The organism is Leifsonia soli (assembly GCF_013408745.1).
Taxonomy (GTDB): Bacteria; Actinomycetota; Actinomycetes; order Actinomycetales; family Microbacteriaceae; genus Leifsonia; species Leifsonia soli.
Window position 1 is genome coordinate 2,098,663 of the sequence record NZ_JACCBJ010000001.1, and the last position, 16,664, is coordinate 2,115,326.

The 16,664-nt window shown below is 71.5% G+C and carries 14 protein-coding genes; 9 read left to right on the forward strand and 5 right to left on the reverse strand.

The window, feature by feature from the left end; translation table 11 throughout:
* Positions 1-40: 40 nt before the first annotated feature.
* Positions 41-622 (reverse strand): NUDIX hydrolase family protein, encoded by a 582-nt coding sequence (locus BJ963_RS10195; protein WP_018192021.1) that lies wholly within the window; start codon positions 620-622, stop codon positions 41-43.
* Between the two features lie 115 nt (positions 623-737).
* Here BJ963_RS10195 and BJ963_RS10200 point away from each other — a divergent pair, with 115 nt between their 5' ends.
* The 3 genes from BJ963_RS10200 (at position 738) to BJ963_RS10210 (ending at position 7,010) form a co-directional block, all read left to right on the forward strand.
* Positions 738-1,388, forward strand: coding sequence for an alpha/beta hydrolase-fold protein (locus BJ963_RS10200; RefSeq protein WP_179456374.1), 651 nt, complete (start codon positions 738-740; stop codon positions 1,386-1,388).
* A 63-nt stretch (positions 1,389-1,451) separates the two neighbouring features.
* Positions 1,452-6,206 (forward strand): Lhr family ATP-dependent helicase, encoded by a 4,755-nt coding sequence (locus tag BJ963_RS10205; protein ID WP_179456376.1) that lies wholly within the window; start codon positions 1,452-1,454, stop codon positions 6,204-6,206.
* 27 nt (positions 6,207-6,233) lie between these two features.
* Positions 6,234-7,010 (forward strand): Fpg/Nei family DNA glycosylase, encoded by a 777-nt coding sequence (locus BJ963_RS10210; protein ID WP_179456378.1) that lies wholly within the window; start codon positions 6,234-6,236, stop codon positions 7,008-7,010.
* 27 nt (positions 7,011-7,037) lie between these two features.
* On the opposite strand, the gene BJ963_RS10215 is transcribed toward BJ963_RS10210, so the two are convergent.
* Entirely contained in the window at positions 7,038-7,625 is a 588-nt protein-coding gene (locus tag BJ963_RS10215; protein WP_179456380.1) for an NADPH-dependent FMN reductase, read from the reverse strand.
* An 80-nt stretch (positions 7,626-7,705) separates the two neighbouring features.
* On the opposite strand from BJ963_RS10215, the gene BJ963_RS10220 reads away from it, so the two are divergent.
* The 3 genes from BJ963_RS10220 to BJ963_RS10230 all read left to right on the forward strand — a co-directional run bounded on the left by BJ963_RS10220 (position 7,706) and on the right by BJ963_RS10230 (position 10,632).
* Positions 7,706-8,251 carry a hypothetical protein gene (locus BJ963_RS10220; RefSeq protein WP_179456382.1) on the forward strand — a complete coding sequence of 182 codons (546 nt, stop codon included), beginning with the start codon at positions 7,706-7,708 and terminating at the stop codon, positions 8,249-8,251.
* Between the two features lie 25 nt (positions 8,252-8,276).
* Positions 8,277-8,783 (forward strand): MarR family winged helix-turn-helix transcriptional regulator, encoded by a 507-nt coding sequence (locus BJ963_RS10225; protein ID WP_089908414.1) that lies wholly within the window; start codon positions 8,277-8,279, stop codon positions 8,781-8,783.
* Positions 8,784-8,913: 130 nt separating this feature from the next.
* Entirely contained in the window at positions 8,914-10,632 is a 1,719-nt protein-coding gene (locus BJ963_RS10230; protein WP_179456384.1) for an LCP family glycopolymer transferase, read from the forward strand.
* Here the strand turns inward: BJ963_RS10230 and BJ963_RS10235 are convergent.
* Together BJ963_RS10235 and poxB are read right to left on the reverse strand one after the other, a co-directional pair.
* Positions 10,629-12,086 carry an SGNH/GDSL hydrolase family protein gene (locus tag BJ963_RS10235; protein ID WP_179456386.1) on the reverse strand — a complete coding sequence of 486 codons (1,458 nt, stop codon included), beginning with the start codon at positions 12,084-12,086 and terminating at the stop codon, positions 10,629-10,631. The genes BJ963_RS10230 and BJ963_RS10235 overlap by 4 nt on opposite strands.
* Before the next feature lie 162 nt (positions 12,087-12,248).
* Positions 12,249-13,982: a ubiquinone-dependent pyruvate dehydrogenase gene (gene poxB, locus BJ963_RS10240; protein ID WP_179456388.1), complete on the reverse strand. Its 1,734-nt coding sequence runs from the start codon at positions 13,980-13,982 to the stop codon at positions 12,249-12,251.
* A gap of 130 nt (positions 13,983-14,112) precedes the next feature.
* On the opposite strand from poxB, the gene BJ963_RS10245 reads away from it, so the two are divergent.
* Entirely contained in the window at positions 14,113-14,742 is a 630-nt protein-coding gene (locus tag BJ963_RS10245; protein ID WP_179456390.1) for a ScbR family autoregulator-binding transcription factor, read from the forward strand.
* Positions 14,743-14,949: 207 nt separating this feature from the next.
* Positions 14,950-15,330: a DUF3566 domain-containing protein gene (locus BJ963_RS10250; protein ID WP_179456391.1), complete on the forward strand. Its 381-nt coding sequence runs from the start codon at positions 14,950-14,952 to the stop codon at positions 15,328-15,330.
* Here the strand turns inward: BJ963_RS10250 and BJ963_RS10255 are convergent.
* On the reverse strand, positions 15,311-15,853 hold the full coding sequence (locus BJ963_RS10255; RefSeq protein ID WP_246298243.1) for a TetR/AcrR family transcriptional regulator C-terminal domain-containing protein: 543 nt from the start codon (positions 15,851-15,853) through the stop codon (positions 15,311-15,313). The two genes, BJ963_RS10250 and BJ963_RS10255, sit on opposite strands and share 20 nt — an antisense overlap.
* A 152-nt stretch (positions 15,854-16,005) precedes the next feature.
* Between BJ963_RS10255 and BJ963_RS10260 the strand changes: the two genes are divergently transcribed.
* A complete protein-coding gene (locus BJ963_RS10260; protein WP_179456395.1) occupies positions 16,006-16,650 on the forward strand; it encodes a biotin transporter BioY in 645 nt (214 codons plus the stop codon).
* Positions 16,651-16,664: the final 14 nt, after the last annotated feature.

Here is a 16,664-nt window from a genome sequence, read left to right on the forward strand (position 1 = left end):
AGCGCGCAAGAGGTGATTCGGCAGCCATCGCGCCGAACGCTCAGGCGATGCGGCCGAGCGAGGCCATCGCCGCCTTCACGAGCGCGCCGCGGCCCCCCTCGAGCTCCTCCGATACGGTGAGGGACACGGCCTCCTCCGGTGTCATCCAGGTCAGCTCGAGCGCATCCTGACGCGGATCGCACGTGCCGGTCACGGGAACGACGTACGCCAGCGAGACGGCGTGCTGCCGCTCGTCGGTGTACGGCGACACCCCCGGCATCGGGAAGTACTCCGCCACCTGGAACGGCACCGGGCTCGCCGGCAGCTGCGGGAACGCCATCGGGCCGAGGTCTTTCTCGAGGTGACGGAACAGCGCCTCGCGGAGCGTCTCGCCGTACATCACGCGCCCCGAGACCAGCGTGCGGGTGATCTGCCCGACCGCGTTTGCCCGCAGCAGGATGCCGACCTCGGTCACCTGCCCGAGCCCGTCGACCCGCACGGGCACCGCCTCGACGTACAGCAGCGGGAGCCGGCGACGGATCTGCTCCAGCTCGATGTCGGACAGCCAGGCAGGACCCGGCTGCGGCCCGTCGCCGGGCAGCGGGTCGGGAGTCGGGTCCGGATCCGGGGTGCGAACGCTCATGCATGCATCCTACGGACGGTGAGGGCGGCGGCCTACGGGGGACAGACGGATCTGTGGACGGGCGGCACTCCGACGGGGGCTGTGGACGACTTCGGGTCCTGGCGCAGAATGGAGGGTGCCTTTCCCCGCCCCCGACCTGCACATCGACCGCGACGCGGTCCTGTGGTCCGCCTCCGAACGCGACCGCGCGGGACGCCCGCTTCTCGTCCTCCTGCACGGCTACGCCTCCGACGAGGCCGATCTGTTCGGCATCTCGGCGTACCTGCCGCTCGAGCCGGTGATCGCCTCCCTGCGGGCACCCATCCCGGAGGGCGCGGGCTTCGCCTGGTTCTCCCGGTTCACCAACGTCCCGGGCGATCCTCTCGCGGGCAACGCGGACGCCGCCGCTCGCGCGGTGCTCGACTGGCTGGACGAGCAGCCGCGCGTGCCGACGGGCCTCCTGGGCTTCTCGCAGGGCGGCGCGCTGGCCCTCCAGCTGCTGCGCCTCGCCCCGGAGCGCTTCGACTACGCCGTTCAGCTCTCCGGCTTCGTCGTGAAGGGCGATCAGCCGCGGGATGCGGAGCTCGCCGAGGCGCGCGTCCCGGTCTTCTGGGGCCGCGGCACGCTCGACGACGCCATCCCGACGGCATCGCTCGACCGGACCGCCGACTGGCTTCCCGGCCACTCCTCCCTGGACGCCCGCATCTACGAGGGCATGGGCCACGCCATCTCCCCGCTCGAGCTGGGCGACATCTCGTCGTTCATCCGCACGAATCTGCCTCGCTGAGCGTTCTCCACCGGTCCTCCAGAAGCCCCTGACAGTGTCGGTGGCGGGGTGCAGGATGGAGGGATGGCCGACGTGCTGGATCGATTCTCCCCCGCGACCCGGGAGTGGTTCCGGGGGGCCTTCGCCGCGCCGACGGCCGCGCAGGAGGGCGCGTGGGAGGCCATCTCCCACGGCAAGCACGCACTGGTGATCGCGCCGACCGGCTCGGGCAAGACGCTGGCCTCCTTCCTGTGGGCGATCGACCGCCTCGCCAACGATCCGCGGCCCTCCGACGCAAAGCCCGGCACGCGCGTGCTCTACATCTCGCCGCTGAAGGCGCTCGGCGTGGATGTGGAGCGCAACCTGCGCGCTCCGCTGGTCGGCGTGACGCAGACCGCCAAGCGACTGGGGTCCGAGCCGCCGCACGTGAGCGTGGGCGTCCGCTCGGGCGACACGCCGGCCTCCGACCGGCGGGCACTGCTGAGCAGTCCGCCCGACATCCTGATCACCACGCCGGAATCGCTGTTCCTGATGCTCACCTCCCAGGCGCGCGAGACGCTGACGTCGGTCGAGACGGTCATCGTCGACGAGGTCCACGCCGTGGCGTCGACCAAGCGCGGCGCGCACCTGGCGCTGTCCCTGGAGCGGCTCGACCAGCTGCTGGAGCGTCCGGCCCAGCGCATCGGGCTGTCGGCGACGGTCCGCCCGCCGGAGGAGGTGGCGCGCTTCCTCGCGGGCAACGCCCCGGTGGAGGTCGTCGCGCCCCCGGCCGGCAAGCGCTTCGACCTGAGGGTCGTCGTGCCGGTGGAGGACATGAGCGAGCTCGGCACATCGACCTACGCCAGCGAGAACCCCGGCGACGGGTCTCCCCCGCAGGCCGGCTCGATCTGGCCGCACGTCGAAGAGGCGATCGTCGACCGCGTGCTCGAGAACCGCTCCACCATCGTGTTCGCGAACTCCCGCCGGCTCGCCGAGCGCCTGACGGCCCGGCTGAACGAGATCTACGAGGAGAGGATCCTCGGCGGGACGGCCGCCCAGACGGCCACCCGCGCCCCCGCCGAGCTGATGGGGGGCTCCGGCCAGACGCGCGGGTCGCAGACGGTCGCCGACGCGGAGGCGCTGGTGCTCGCTCGCGCCCACCACGGCTCGGTCAGCAAGGAGCAGCGGGCGCTCATCGAAGACGACCTGAAGTCGGGTCGCCTCCGCTGCGTGGTCGCCACCTCGAGCCTCGAGCTCGGTATCGACATGGGGGCCGTCGACCTCGTCATCCAGGTGGAGGCACCGCCGTCGGTCGCGAGCGGCCTGCAGCGCGTCGGCCGCGCCGGGCACCAGGTCGGCGAGATCTCGCGCGGCGTTGTCTTCCCCAAGCACCGTGCCGATCTCATCCACTCGGCGGTCGCGACGGAGCGGATGGCGGCCGGGCTGATCGAGTCGCTCTCGGTCCCGGCGAACCCGCTCGACATCCTCGCCCAGCAGACCGTCGCAGCGGCCGCGCTGGAGCCGATCGACGCCGACGACTGGTTCGACACCGTCCGGAAGAGCGCCCCGTTCTCGACCCTTCCGCGGAGCGCCTACGACGCGACCCTCGACCTGCTGGCCGGCCGCTACCCGTCGGACGAGTTCGCCGAGCTCCGGCCCCGGATCGTCTGGGACCGCGACACGGGAGCCATCACCGGCCGGCCGGGAGCACAGCGGCTCGCCGTCACGAGCGGTGGCACGATCCCCGATCGCGGGCTCTTCGGCGTCTACATGGTGGGCGAGAAGGCCAGCCGCGTCGGCGAGCTCGACGAGGAGATGGTCTACGAGTCGCGGGTCGGCGACGTCTTCGCGCTGGGATCGACCAGCTGGCGCATCCAGGAGATCACGCACGACCGCGTCCTCGTCACCCCCGCGTTCGGCGAGCCGGGCCGGCTGCCGTTCTGGAAGGGCGACGGGATCGGCCGGCCGGCCGAGCTGGGCCGGGCGGTCGGCGCATTCACGCGCGAGCTGAGCACCGCATCCCCGGCGGATGCGGAGCTGCGGTGCGTCGAGGCCGGCCTCGACGCCTGGGCGACGAACAACCTGCTGGCCTTCCTGCGCGAGCAGAAAGAGGCCACGGGCCACATCCCGACGGACAAGACGCTCGTCGTCGAGCGCTTCCGCGACGAGCTCGGCGACTGGCGCGTCGTACTGCATTCCCCGTTCGGCATGCAGGTGCACTCGCCCTGGGCGCTCGCCGTGCAGGCGCGCGTGCGCGAGCGGTACGGGATCGACGCGGGAGCGATGGCGGCGGACGACGGCATCGTGGTGCGCATCCCCGACACCGAGGCGCAGCCGCCCGGCGGAGAGCTGTTCGTCTTCGACCCGCAGGAGCTGGACGAGCTGGTCACGGCCGAGGTCGGCGGCTCGGCGCTGTTCGCCTCGCGGTTCCGCGAGTCGGCCGCCCGGGCCCTCCTGCTTCCCAAGTACAACCCGGGCAAGCGGTCCCCCCTCTGGCAGCAGCGGCAGAAGGCGGCGCAGCTGCTGGACGTCGCACGCAAGTACCCCAGCTTCCCGATCATCCTCGAGACCATCCGCGAGGTGCTGCAGGATGTGTACGACCTCTCCGCGCTGACGGACGTCGCGAAGCAGATCGAGCAGCGCAGCATCCGGCTGGTCGAGGCGGCGACCGAGACGGCGTCGCCGTTCGCGCGGTCGCTGCTGTTCGGATATGTCGCTGCGTTCATGTACGAGGGCGACAGCCCACTGGCCGAGCGCCGAGCGGCGGCTCTCTCGCTCGACACGGGCCTGCTCGCCGAGCTGCTCGGCCGGGCGGAGCTGCGCGAGCTGCTCGATCCGGCGGTCATCGAACGCGTCGAGCTGCAGCTTCAGCGGCTGGCGCCGGAGCGGCGCGTGCGCGGCGTGGAGGGCGTCGCCGACCTGCTGCGGCTCCTCGGCCCGCTCTCGGTCGAGGAGGTCGCCGAGCGCCTCGAGGCGGAGGGCGAGGCGGCGACAGCAGCGACGGGAAGCGCAGCGGGCGCCGAGAGCCCGGATGGCCCAGAAGCCCCCGATGGCCCAGAAGCCCCCGATGGTGCCGAGGACGCCGGGAACGGCGAGGCCGAGCCCGCCGCACCGCACGCGGACCGGGCCACCGCCGCCGGGCACCTCGTGACTCTGGTCGACACGCACCGGGCCCTGGCCGTCACCATCGCGGGCGTCGAACGCTTCTCCGCGATCGAAGACGCCGGCCGTCTGCGCGACGCCCTGGGCGTCCCGCTTCCGATCGGCGTTCCCGTCGCCTTCATCGAGCCTGTCGACGATCCCCTTGGCGACCTGGTGAGCCGCTTCGCCCGCACCCACGGACCGTTCGAGACGGCCGACATCGCGACACGTCTCGGGCTCGGCCCGGCGATCGTCCACGACGCCCTGCGGCGGCTCGCGCGCGACGGCCGCGTCGTCGAGGGCGAGTTCCGCCCTCACGCGCACGGCAGCGAGTGGAGCGACGCCGAGGTGCTCCGGCGGCTGCGGCGGATGTCGCTCGCGGCCCTGCGGCACGAGGTCGAGCCGGTCGACACCGCCACGTTCGGGCGGTTCCTGCCCGAGTGGCAGCACGTCGGTTCCACGCTGCGCGGTGTGGATGCGGTGGCCTCGGTCATCGAGCAGCTGGCCGGCGCGCGCATCCCGGCGTCAGCGTGGGAGTCGCTCGTGCTGCCGAGCCGGGTGGCCGACTACAGCCCGGCCATGCTCGACGAGCTGACGGCGACGGGCGAGGTGATCTGGTCCGGAGACGGCAGCCTGCCCGGCGACGACGGGTGGATCAGCCTCCATCTCGCCGATTCCGCCCCGCTCACCCTCGCGCCGCCGTCCGATCACGAGCCCGACGAGCTGCAGCGCGGCATCCTGGACGCCCTGGGCCGCGGAGGCGGGTACTTCTTCCGCCAGCTCTCCGACACGCTCGGCACGGAACGCGGCTCGGCGATCGACGATCCCGAGCTGGTGACCGCGCTCTGGGACCTGGTGTGGGCCGGACGCATCACCAACGACACGCTTGCACCGCTGCGCACGCTCACCGCCGGTGGCTCCGGGGCGCACAAGCGCCCGCGTCAGCCCACGCGAGCGCGCATGTACCGGGGCCGCGTGCCCACCCGCTCGGCGATGGTCACCCGGATGGGCCCGCCGACCGCGGCCGGCCGGTGGTCCCTCCTGCCGGAGCGCGACCTCGACTCGACCGTGCGGGCGCACGGGCAGGCGGAGACCCTGCTCGACCGCTACGGCGTCGTCACCCGCGGATCGGTGATGAACGAGGGGACGCCCGGCGGCTTCGCGCTCGCGTACAAGGTGCTCAGCGGATTCGAGGAGACCGGGCGCGCGCGCCGCGGCTACTTCATCGAGACGCTCGGCGGGGCGCAGTTCGCCAACGGGGCGACGGTCGACCGGTTGCGCTCCTACGCCCGCGACCACACACAGCGACGGCCGTACGAGGCGGTCGCTCTGGCCGCCACCGACCCCGCGAACCCGTACGGCGCTGCGCTGCCATGGCCGGCCGTGCCGGGCGAGAGCGGGACGGGTCACCGCCCGGGCCGGAAGGCGGGTGCGCTCGTGGTGCTGGTCGACGGCGAGCTGACGCTCTACGTCGAGCGCGGCGGCAAGAGCCTGCTCTGCTTCGTCGCCGCAGGCGAGCAGGGCGAGGCCACCGATGAGACCGGCCTCGTGCTCGCCGCGGCGGCGCGCGCCCTCGCCGCCCTGGTCACCTCCCGCCGCGTGGACAAGCTCGCGGTGGAGACCGTCAACGGCGGCTTCATTCTCGGCTCGCCGCTCGGCGACGCGCTCGGCGAGGCCGGCTTCCTTGCGACCCCACGCGGATTGCGGCTCCGGGCATGACGGGCCGTCCACGACAGCGGGTGCAGCATGCCTGAGGGCGACACCGTCTACCAGGCGGCCCAGCGCCTGCACCGCGCCCTGGCCGGCCGGATCCTCACGCAGACGGACTTCCGCGTCCCCGCGTACGCGACGGTCGACCTCTCCGGGCAGCGCATGGACGAGGTCGTCAGCCGCGGAAAGCACCTGCTGATGCACGTGGGCGACCACACCATCCACAGCCACCTCAAGATGGAGGGCTCGTGGGAGGTCTACCCGCCGGACGGCCGCTGGCGGCATCCCGGCTACCAGGCGCGGGCGGTGCTCCGCACGGCCGAGGCGCAGGCCGTCGGCTTTCAGCTGGGAGTGCTGGAGGTCCTCCCCCGCGACCGGGAGGACGACGTGGTCGGGCACCTCGGCCCCGACCTGCTCGGGCCGGACTGGGACGCCGGCGAGGCGCTCCGCCGGCTCGCCGAGCATCCGGACGTGCCCGTCGCCGTCGCGCTCCTCGACCAGCGCAACCTCGCCGGCCTCGGCAACGTCTACGCCAACGAGCTGTGCTTCCTCCGCGGGATGCTGCCGACGCGGCCGGTCCGGGAGGCGGATCTGGCAGCCGCGGTCGACCTCGGCCACCGGCTCATCACGGCCAATCGCGATCGGAGCGTCCGCGTGACGACCGGCGACACGCGTCGTGGCCGCAACACCTGGGTGTACGGCCGCCGCGGTCAGCCCTGCCGCCGCTGCGGCACGCGCATCCAGTCGTCGTCCCTCGGCCGGACCGAGCTCGAAGAGCGGGTGACGTACTTCTGCCCGGTCTGCCAGGCGTAGCAGACCGGGCAGAAGCCGGGAGGGACGTCAGGCCGCGGCCTCGTCCTCGTCCTGCTGTGCGCCCGAGCGAACGGTCTCGAGCGCCGCGGACCACGCCTCGAGCTGGTCGAACAGCGGGGTGAGCGCGGCGGTCTGCTGCTCGGTCGGCTTCAGCTGCCAGTTCTCGAAGTCGTGGGCGAGGCTGAGGCCCACGTGCGCGCTGACCGTGGCGACCTGGAGCTGCGAGAGCACCAGGCGCAGGTGCTCGACGGCGCGGGCGCCGCCGAAGACGCCGTAGCTGACGAACCCGGCGGCCTTGTTGTACCACTCGGCGCCGACGTAGTCGATCGCGTTCTTGAGGGCGCCGGAGGTGCTGTGGTTGTACTCGGGGGTGACGAACACGAAACCGTCGAACTCGGCGATCTTCGCGGCCCACGCCTTGGTGTGCTCACCGGCGTACTGCCCCATGGCGGCGGGCATGGCCTCGTCGAGGTGCGGAAGGTCCCAGTCCTTGAGGTCGACGAGCTCGTACTCGACGCCGGAGCGCTTGGCGGCGTTCTCGTAGACCCAGCGGGCGACGGCCTCGCCGTTGCGCCCCGGGCGCGTGCTTCCGATGATGATGGCGATCTTCGTCATGTCAGCCTTTCGTTTTTGATGACGTGTCATCCAACGCGAACCAGCCCGGTTCCTGATTCATTCCCGGCTAGGCTCGCCGCATGTCCGACCAGCGCGAACACCGGAACGACGACATCCATCTGCCCGCCGATGCGTCCGAGGACGAGCGGCGTCAGGCCGGCGACCGGCTGCGGGAGCGGATCTACGTCACCTTCACAGCGCTCGCCATCCTCATGGCGATGAACGCGCACGGCGAGGCGCTCGACTCCCCCACTGTGCTGTGGACGCTGGTCATCTCCGTCGTCGGCGTGCTGCTCGCCGGACTCGTCTCCGACCTCGTTTCGCACATGATCGCGCACAACACCCTCCCGTCGATCGCGGAGTTCCGGCACATGCTTGCGGTGTCGTCGCGCGCCCTCGGCGTGCTCGTGGTCCCGCTGATCGCCGTCGGGCTCGCCGTCTTCGATGTGATCGAGGACCGCACCGGGCTCACCATCGCGATCGTCGCCCTCATCGTGTCGCTGGCCGTCATCACGTGGATCGCCGTGTCGCGGACCGGACTCTCGGGCTGGCGCCAGCTCGCGGTGCTGGCGGCCGTGGTGGCGCTCGGCGTGCTCGTCGTCTTCCTCGAGGCCCTCGCCCACTGATCCCGCGCGCGTGTCAGGATGGCGTATGGCCACCGTGCGCACCCGTCCCGACCCGCGGAAGCTGACGGACGACGAGCTGGAGCTGTTCCGCGCCTTCCATCTCATGCGACGCGGGTTCGAACGGACCCTGGATGCGCAGCTGCAGCAGGACGACGGCATCTCGATCTCCGAGCTCGAAGTGCTGATGGCGCTGATCCGCTCGCCGGGGCGGCGACTGCGCGTCCGGGACCTGGTGGATGCGACGGGCTGGGAGAAGAGCCGCGTCTCGCATCAGGTCACCCGGATGGCGGCGCGCGGTTTCGTGGAGCGCCAGGAGTGCGCGGAAGACCGCCGTGCGACGTGGATCCATCTCACCGGGGAGGGCCGCCGCGTCGTCGTCCGCGCGTTGCCGAAGCACTCGGCGACGATCCGCCGCATCCTGTTCGACGCCCTCACGCCGGACCAGCAGGAGCACCTGCTCGGGATCGCACGGACGATGAACGCGGCCATCGACGCCGAGGAGTGCGAGCCGCCCGCGGACTGCGACGACTGAGCGTTCTCGCAGGCTGACCGCCGTCGCATCCCGGCCTCCGCTGTGAAGCCCGGGCGGAAAAGCTGGTGATTCCTCGGGAACACCGCGCGAAACCAGGCGGTTCCAAGCCGCCGCCCCCTAGCGTTTCGGTGTGCGACGCCCGAACTTCCCCGCCTCAGAGCCCGGTGCCGGCGGCAGCGACCAGCAGATGCCGCCGACGCAGGTCTTCGGCCGCGCGCCGTCGGCCGACCCGCGCCGGCCCGTGCGCGCGACCAGACCGGCCTCGGGCGTGCCGACCGGGAGCGGCGGCGCGCCGTTCGACCCGTTCGGGCTCGGCGGCGACGCCCCGGGTCTCGGCGGCGACGGCGCGGGACGCCGGGGCGGGCCCGGCGGCGGTAACGGCGGTAACGGAAACGGCCGTGGCGGTAGCGGCGGAGCCGGCGACGACGGCACCCCCACCCCGCCCCCGGGCGGCCGACGTGGCAAGGGTCCGCGCAAGCACCGCCGCGCGAAGCGCATCATCGGCTGGACCGCCGCGGCCCTCGCGGTCATCCTGGTCGTCGTCGGCGGGTACGCCGCCTACAGCTACTTCCGGTTCGTCGGCGGCGTCAAGCACGTCGACGTGATCTCCAAGCCCGCCAACGACGTGGACGGCCAGGACCAGAACATCCTGCTCGTCGGCGACGACCACCGGCCGGACGGCGCGTCGCAGGCCGAGCTCGATCAGCTGAGCACGACCGACGACGGCGGCGGGACCAACACCGACACGATGATGATCCTGCACATCCCCGCGAACGGGAAGTCGGCGACCCTGATCTCGCTGCCGCGCGACTCCTGGGTGGATGTGCCCGGCCACGGCATGAACAAGCTCAACGCCGCCTTCTCGCTCGGCGGCGGTGCGACCGATGCCTCCAGTGGTGCGAAGCTCCTCATCCAGACCGTGCAGAACCTCACCGGCCTGAGCATCGACCACTACGTCCGCGTCTCGCTTCTCGGGTTCTACACGATCGCGCAGGCACTCGGCCCCGTACAGGTCTGCCTCAACAACGCGGTCGACGACCCCTACTCCGGAGCGAACTTCCCCGCAGGAGTGTCGACCCTCGACGCGAAGCAGGCGCTGTCGTTCGTGCGTCAGCGGCACGGCCTCCCGCGCGGCGACCTCGACCGCGTGGTGCGGCAGCAGTACTTCCTGTCGGTGGAGGCGCACAAGTTCCTCTCCGCCGGGACGCTGCTCGACCCCGGCAAGCTGACGAAGGTGCTGGATGCGGTGAGCGGCTCGCTGGAGACCGATCCCGGCCTGAACTTCCTGCAGCTGGCCGCCCAGCTGCAGGGCCTGACCGGCGGCAAGATCCAATCCGCCACCATCCCGATCTCCGGCACGCCGACGATCACCGTGGACGGGTCGGACCTCTCGATCGTCGAGGTGGACACAGCGGCGATGCCCGCGTTCATCCAGAGCCTGATGGGGACGCCGACGGCCTACGACAAGGCGACGGCGGCGAAGCCGGCGGACACCAGCGTGACCGTGCTCAACGGCGGCAGTGCGAACGGCGCCGCGACGACGGCGACGCAGACCCTCGCCGCCGCCGGTTTCAAGACCGGAACCCCTGGCGACGCGGACACCCGCGCGACCACCGTCATCCAGTACCCGGCCGGCCAGGAGGCGCAGGCCAAGGCCGTCGCCGCGTTCCTGCCGGGCGCGGCCGTGCAGGAGACCTCCGGCGTGAGCACGGTCACCGTGATCCTCGGCGACGACGGCATCATGCCGGCCGCCCCGTCCGCGGGCGGAGCGGCGACCGCCCCGCCGGCGCCCGCACCCACCCCGTCCGGCCCGGCCGCCAACTACAGCTCCACGGTCTGCATCAACTAGCTCAGCGTCTGCTTCTCCCCCGTGCCGCCCACATCGAGGGTGACGACGTCGCCCGGGTTCACCGTCACGGCTTGGCGGTACACCCGGTAACCGGGGACGCTCGACAGCGAGAGATACCAGGCGTGCTCACCGGCCACGTGCGAGAGGTAGTGCCCGTTGTTCCGTGCCGTCACCCCGGGGGTGGTGTACAGCGTGTTGATCGGCACCCAGATTTCCAGCACGGAGGACGTGCCGCCCGTGTGCACGAGCTGGCCCGTCACCCCCTGGAAGGAGTCCGGGAGCGAAGTGAGCACCTGTCTCGTGCCGTTCTGGTGGACGCGCAGCTCGACCTGATCGCCCGGCGTGACCGTGATCGTGTTGTAGTAGGTGCGCGTTGCGGCCCCGGTGCGCTGGTACAGGTAGTAGTACTCGGAGCCCTTCACGGTTCCCAGGTACTCGCCGTTCTTCGTCGCGGCAACGTCCGGCACGGACGTCAGGCTGCGCGGCACAATGATCTGCAGCTGGTACTGGTCGCCGCCGAGGGGCGCGAGCTGGCCGCGGATGCCCTGGAACGCATCTCGCGGCTGGAGTGCCGCCGCGACGGCCTGGCCTGTCGCCTTCAGGCCCGCTGCATTGGGGTGGAAGGACTGCGGGGTCGCTCCGGAGAGGCCCTTCAGCTCGAGCGATCCGATGTACGGCTGCCCGGATGCGGAACAGACCGTGTGGTCGGCGGCCGTCGTCAGCTGCGACAGGTACTCCGCGCCCGTGTTCTCCGCCGCCTGCTGAAACTGGACGTCGACGGTGCGCTGCACCGAGTGCATCCACTCGAGGTCCGTTGTGACGAACGGGAAGGTCGTCCCCTGCAGCGTCAGCTTCTGGAAGCAGCCGCCGGCCGGGGTGTGAGCGGCATCCGGCATGAGAGGCAGGTAACCGACGACGAGGATGCGGGCCTTCGGGTAGGTGGTCCTCAGCTTCGCGAGCGTCGCCTCGAACTTCGGCGTCACCTCGTTCGTCAGCTTCTGAACGATGTCGTCGACGCCCCCGCTGGTGTGCTTCTCGCGGCAGGACGCCGCCCCGTCGGTGATCGGTCCCGTCGCCGAGACGGCGAGGCAGTTCGTGAGCACCGAGCGGAAGCCGAGGTCGTTGCCGCCCATCGAGAGGGTGATCAGTCCGATCGAGTCCGCCGGCGCGCCGGCCTGCGGTGGCCGGCCGGCCGACGACGTGCTGAACACGTCGTCCAGCACCGCGCCGCTGCAGGTGTTGTCGGTGAGGGCGAGGCCGAAGTCGGCCGCGATCTGCGAGGGGTAGCTCGCCGGGGACCGCAAGCATGCCGGATCCGCTCCCTTCGCACCGCCGATCGCCTGGCCTGTGGCATACGAGTCGCCGAGCGCGAGGTAGCCGTTCGGTGCGGCGGACGCGGGCGCGGCCGTCAGCAGGGACGCGGCGAGCGCGGCCGACGCGGCCGCGGCCGCCAACCACCTGGCACCGCGGCCCCTTCTGACCGCGGGGTGAACGATTCTTCGAGTTGCGTGCATGATCCGTCCCTTCGTCACGACCGCCGTTCGAAGGCAGCCGTCACTCTGTAGACGGGTCAGTACACCGTTTGATAACGGAGGAACGAGAAAATACCGGCGATGTCAGTCGAACAGGCGCCGGAAGACGTTCGTGTCGGCCAGGTCGATCAGCTCGTCGCCGCGTCCGCTCATGATCGTCCTGAGCGCGTACAGCGTGAACCCGCTGACCTGCTTCGCCGTGATCGCGGGCGGGATGCTGAGCTCCTGACGGGCGGTCACGACCTCCACCAGCGCCGGGCCGTCGTGGGCGAAGGCCGTGCGCAGGGCGTCCTCGAGGTCGTCCGGCTTCTCGACGCGCTGGCCGTGCAGTCCGATGGCCCGGGCGACCTCACCGAAGTCCGGGTTCTCCAGCCCGGTGCCGAAGTTGACGAACCCCGCCGCCTTCATCTCGACTTCGACGAAGTTCAGCGACGAGTTGTTGAAGACCACGATCTTCACGGGCAGCTTGTTCTGCCGGAGCGTCAGCAGCTCGCCGAGCAGCATGGCCAGGCCGCCGTCTCCGGCGAGCGCGACCACCTGCCGGCCCGGGAACGCCGTCTGCGCCCCGATCGCCTGCGGGAGGGCGTTCGCCATGCTGCCGTGCGAGAACGAGCCGATCAGTCGCCGGCGTCCGTTCATGCGCAGGTAGCGTGCCGCCCAGACGACCGGCGATCCGACATCCGGGATGAACACGGCGTCCTCCGCAGCCAGCTCGCTCACCAGCCGGGCGACGTACTGCGGGTGGATGGGCGTGCGGTTGCGGTCGTTGACCGCCAGGTCGTCCAGACTCTTCCGGGTCTTGGCGTAGTGCGAGAGCGATGCGTCGAGGTGCTTGCGGTCCTTTCGGCCTTTCAGCAGCGGCAGCAGCGCCTCGGCCGTGTCCCGCACGCTGCCGACGAGGCCGAGGTCGAGCGGGACCCGGCGACCGAGGTTCTCACCCCGGATGTCGACCTGGATGACCTTCGCCTTCGACGGGAAGAACTGCTGGTACGGGAAGTCGGTCCCGAGCATGAGGAGCACATCGCACGACTCCATCGCCCGGTAGCCGGAGGAGAAGCCGAGCAGGCCCGTCATCCCCACGTCGTAGGGGTTGTCGTACTCGATGAACTCCTTGCCGCGCATCGCGTGCACGATGGGCGCCTGGAGGGCACCGGCGAGGCCGACCAGCTGCGCGTGCGCGCCCTCGGCTCCTGCTCCGGCGAGGATGGTGACCCGCTTGGCGTCGTTGAGGATGTCGGCGGCGGCCTGCAGCTCGGGGTCGGTCGGCCGGGTGACGCGCGGCGAGAACGTGATCGGGGCCGACTTCTTGCGGCCGGCGCTGTCGGCGAGGAAGATGTCGCCGGGCACGACGATCACGGCGACGCCCCGGCGCTCGATGGCGGTGCGCATGGCGATCTCGAGGACCCGCGGCATCTGGTCCGCCTGGCTGACAAGCTCGGTGTAGACGCTCGCCTCGCGGAACAGGTCCTGCGGGTGCGTCTCCTGGAAGTACGCGCTGCCGATCTCGGCGCCCGGGATCTGGGCGGCGATGGCGAGCACGGGGACGCGGCTGCGGTTGGCGTCGTAGAGACCGTTGATGAGGTGGGTGTTGCCCGGGCCGCAGCTGCCGGCGCAGACGGCGAGCTCGCCGGTCAGCGCCGCCTCGGCGGAGGCCGCGAAGGCCGCCGCCTCCTCGTGCCGCACGTGCTCCCACGTCACGCCGTCGGTGCGGCGGATGGCGTCGGTGAAACCGTTGAGCGAGTCTCCGGGGATGCCGTAGATGCGGGTCACCCCCGAATCCCTCAGGATCTCGACAGCGGTATCGGCGACTGTGGGCACAGCGGTCTCCCCTCGATTCGGATGCGGTGCTTCCGGCCCGCAGCGAACGGCCCGGCAGACCCAACGCTACGCCGGGGAGGTGAATCGTCGCATCCTCCCCGGAGCAACTGTGCGTTAACGTGAGCGCATCATGGTGAAGCAGGAGCGGGCCCAGGTGACGCGGGGGACGATCGTCTCCGGAGCCGCCGCGGTGTTCGGCCGCCGGGGGTACGGCCTCGCCTCGATCGCCGACATCGCCGCCGAGGCGGGCGTGACCAAGGGCGCGCTGTACTTCCACTTCCCGTCGAAGGACGAGCTGGCCCGCGCGGTGATCACCGAGCAGCACCGGCGGACGATGGTCGCGGCCGCCGAGGTGGTCGAGCAGGGCCTCCCGGGGCTCGAAACCGTTGTGCGGCTGAGCGCAGTGCTCGCGCACCAGCTGCTGACGGACCCCGTGGTGCAGGCGGGGATCCGGCTGACCACGGACGTGTCGATGTTCGATCCCCCGGTGACGGAGCCCTACGAGGACTGGCTGCGGACCACGGAGGCCCTGTTCCGCCAGGCCGCCGAGGAGGGCGATCTCCGTCCGGACCTCGACCCGGGGATGCTGGCGAGCGTCGTCGTCCCGGCGTACACCGGCGTGCAGCTGGTCTCGGAGACGGTGGCGCGCCGGGCCGACCTGCTGGAGCGCCTGCGCGATCTGTGGACGGTCCTGCTCCCCGGAATCGTGCCGCCGGGCGAGCTCGAGCGACTGCGTCGCCTGCCCGACCTGATCCACTGAGACGGGCCGGACCGACGGGCCGGTCCGACCCGGCCGCAGCGCCCCCAATCCGCTACGGCCGCGCCGGAATACCTCTATATTCTACTCCAGAACCGGACGATCGGTATGGACTCTCGGAGGACGCCCAGCGGGTCGGCCGGGGCACGGTCCCCTAGACTTGGCCGACGGGGAACGCCGGAGACGGCGGGAGCAACAGGGGGAGGCCGGATGCCGTCTCGGGGCAGCAAGCAGAAGAAGCGCGCGACGATGCGGCTGGTGTACATCGACTTCTGGTCGGCGCTGAAGATGTCGTTCCTGGTCAGCATCATCGTTGCGGCGATCACCGTGGTGATCGGCCTGCTCATCTGGAGCGCGCTCGAACGTTTCGGCCTGGTCGCCGCCGCCAGCAACTTCCTCGAGGACATCGCGGGGGCGCAGGGCGCCGACCTCGTCGCCGGCCTGACCTTCCCCAATGTGATGACGTTCACGCTCGTGGTCGCACTGCTCGAGGTCATCGTGGTGTCCGCGCTCGGGGCGATCTTCGCCGCCCTGTTCAACCTCGCCGTCCACGTCGTGGGCGGCTGGAAGGTCACCTTCGGGAGCGACTGAGCTCCAGTCCGCCGACCAGCAGGTCGACGCCGAAGGCGAACGCCGCGGCGGGGTCGTCCTCGTCGAGCGGGGAGCTGTCGCCCGTGGCCAGCACGCCGAGCGAGTCGTACTGCAGGCGCTGCTGCTCGTGCGAGACGTGGCCCAGCACGAAGTGCAGCAGCGCGGTCGCGGCGCGGCGGGAGGTCTCGGCGTCGAAGCCGCCCCGCGCGACCGCGCGGGCGAAGCGGTCCACCGTCTCCGGCGACCCCAGGCCGAGCGCCAGGGTGCTGGAGACCACCTCGGCGCCGTCGCGGTACGCCAGCAGGGCGTCGCGCAGGGCGGCGGCCTCCGAGCGGACGGAATCCGCCCAGTCCGTGTCGGCGCCGCCCGCAGCCTCCGGGCCCGCGTCCTTACCGGCAGCACTCCCCTCCGGCCGCGTCGCGACGATGCGGTCGGCGAGCTCGGCGAGCAGCGTCTGCTTGTTCGGGAAGTGCCAGTAGAGCGCGCTCGGCTGCACATCCAGGGATGCCGCCAGCCGCCGCATGGTCAGGTCGGGCAGCCCGAGGTCGTCGAGGATGCGCAGAGCGGCCTCCGCCACATCGTCGCGCGAGTGCCGCCGTCCGGTTTCGTTCCCTGCCACGTTCTCACTATAGTGAACACCGTTCAGGTGAACAGTGTTCAGGTAAGGATGTCCGCATGACCGTCAGCACCCCCATCGCCCCTCGCCGCCGCCTCGACGCGACCGACCTGGCGCGCGTCGCCGTCTTCGCCGCGCTCGTCGCGGTGCTCGGCCTGCCGTCCGGCGTGACCGTCTTCGGCTCGGTGCCGATCACCGCCCAGACTCTCGGCGTGATGCTGGCCGGCGCCATCCTCGGCCCATGGCTCGGAGCACTGAGCATGGCCGTGCTGCTCGCTCTGGTCGCCGTCGGACTCCCCCTGCTCGCGGGCGGCCACGGCGGCATCGGCGCCTTCGTCGGACCGTCGGCCGGCTACCTGTTCGGCTGGATCGCCGGCGCGCTCGTCATCGGCCTGATCGTGCACGCCGGCCGCCGCACGCCGGTCTGGTGGCGGACGCTGCTCGGGATGATCGTGGGCGGCATCCTCGTCGTCTACCTGTTCGGCGTTCCCGTGCAGAGCCTGGTGACCCGTCTGCCGCTCGACGCCACCGCCCTCATGAGCCTCGTCTTCGTACCGGGCGACCTGGTGAAGGCCGTCATCGCGACCGCGGTGGTGACCACCCTGGTGCGCGCGTACCCGCGGGCCTTCCGCCGCACCTGGGTGACCGACCAGCGCGGCGTGGCGGCCGACGCCCCGGCTCCGGCGGACTCGAGCGTCCCGTGACCGGACGCGTCCCG

Excerpts from the sequence above, each read along its gene's own strand:
- BJ963_RS10205 (WP_179456376.1), top strand. The coding sequence starts at position 1,452 with ATGGCCGACGTGCTGGATCGATTCTCCCCCGCGACCCGGGAGTGGTTC.
- BJ963_RS10210 (WP_179456378.1), top strand. The coding sequence starts at position 6,234 with ATGCCTGAGGGCGACACCGTCTACCAGGCGGCCCAGCGCCTGCACCGC.
- BJ963_RS10260 (WP_179456395.1), top strand. The coding sequence starts at position 16,006 with ATGACCGTCAGCACCCCCATCGCCCCTCGCCGCCGCCTCGACGCGACC.
- BJ963_RS10250 (WP_179456391.1), top strand. The coding sequence starts at position 14,950 with ATGCCGTCTCGGGGCAGCAAGCAGAAGAAGCGCGCGACGATGCGGCTG.
- BJ963_RS10215 (WP_179456380.1), bottom strand. The coding sequence starts at position 7,625 with ATGACGAAGATCGCCATCATCATCGGAAGCACGCGCCCGGGGCGCAAC.
- BJ963_RS10195 (WP_018192021.1), bottom strand. The coding sequence starts at position 622 with ATGAGCGTTCGCACCCCGGATCCGGACCCGACTCCCGACCCGCTGCCC.
- BJ963_RS10225 (WP_089908414.1), top strand. The coding sequence starts at position 8,277 with ATGGCCACCGTGCGCACCCGTCCCGACCCGCGGAAGCTGACGGACGAC.
- BJ963_RS10220 (WP_179456382.1), top strand. The coding sequence starts at position 7,706 with ATGTCCGACCAGCGCGAACACCGGAACGACGACATCCATCTGCCCGCC.
- BJ963_RS10245 (WP_179456390.1), top strand. The coding sequence starts at position 14,113 with ATGGTGAAGCAGGAGCGGGCCCAGGTGACGCGGGGGACGATCGTCTCC.
- BJ963_RS10255 (WP_246298243.1), bottom strand. The coding sequence starts at position 15,853 with ATGCGGCGGCTGGCGGCATCCCTGGATGTGCAGCCGAGCGCGCTCTAC.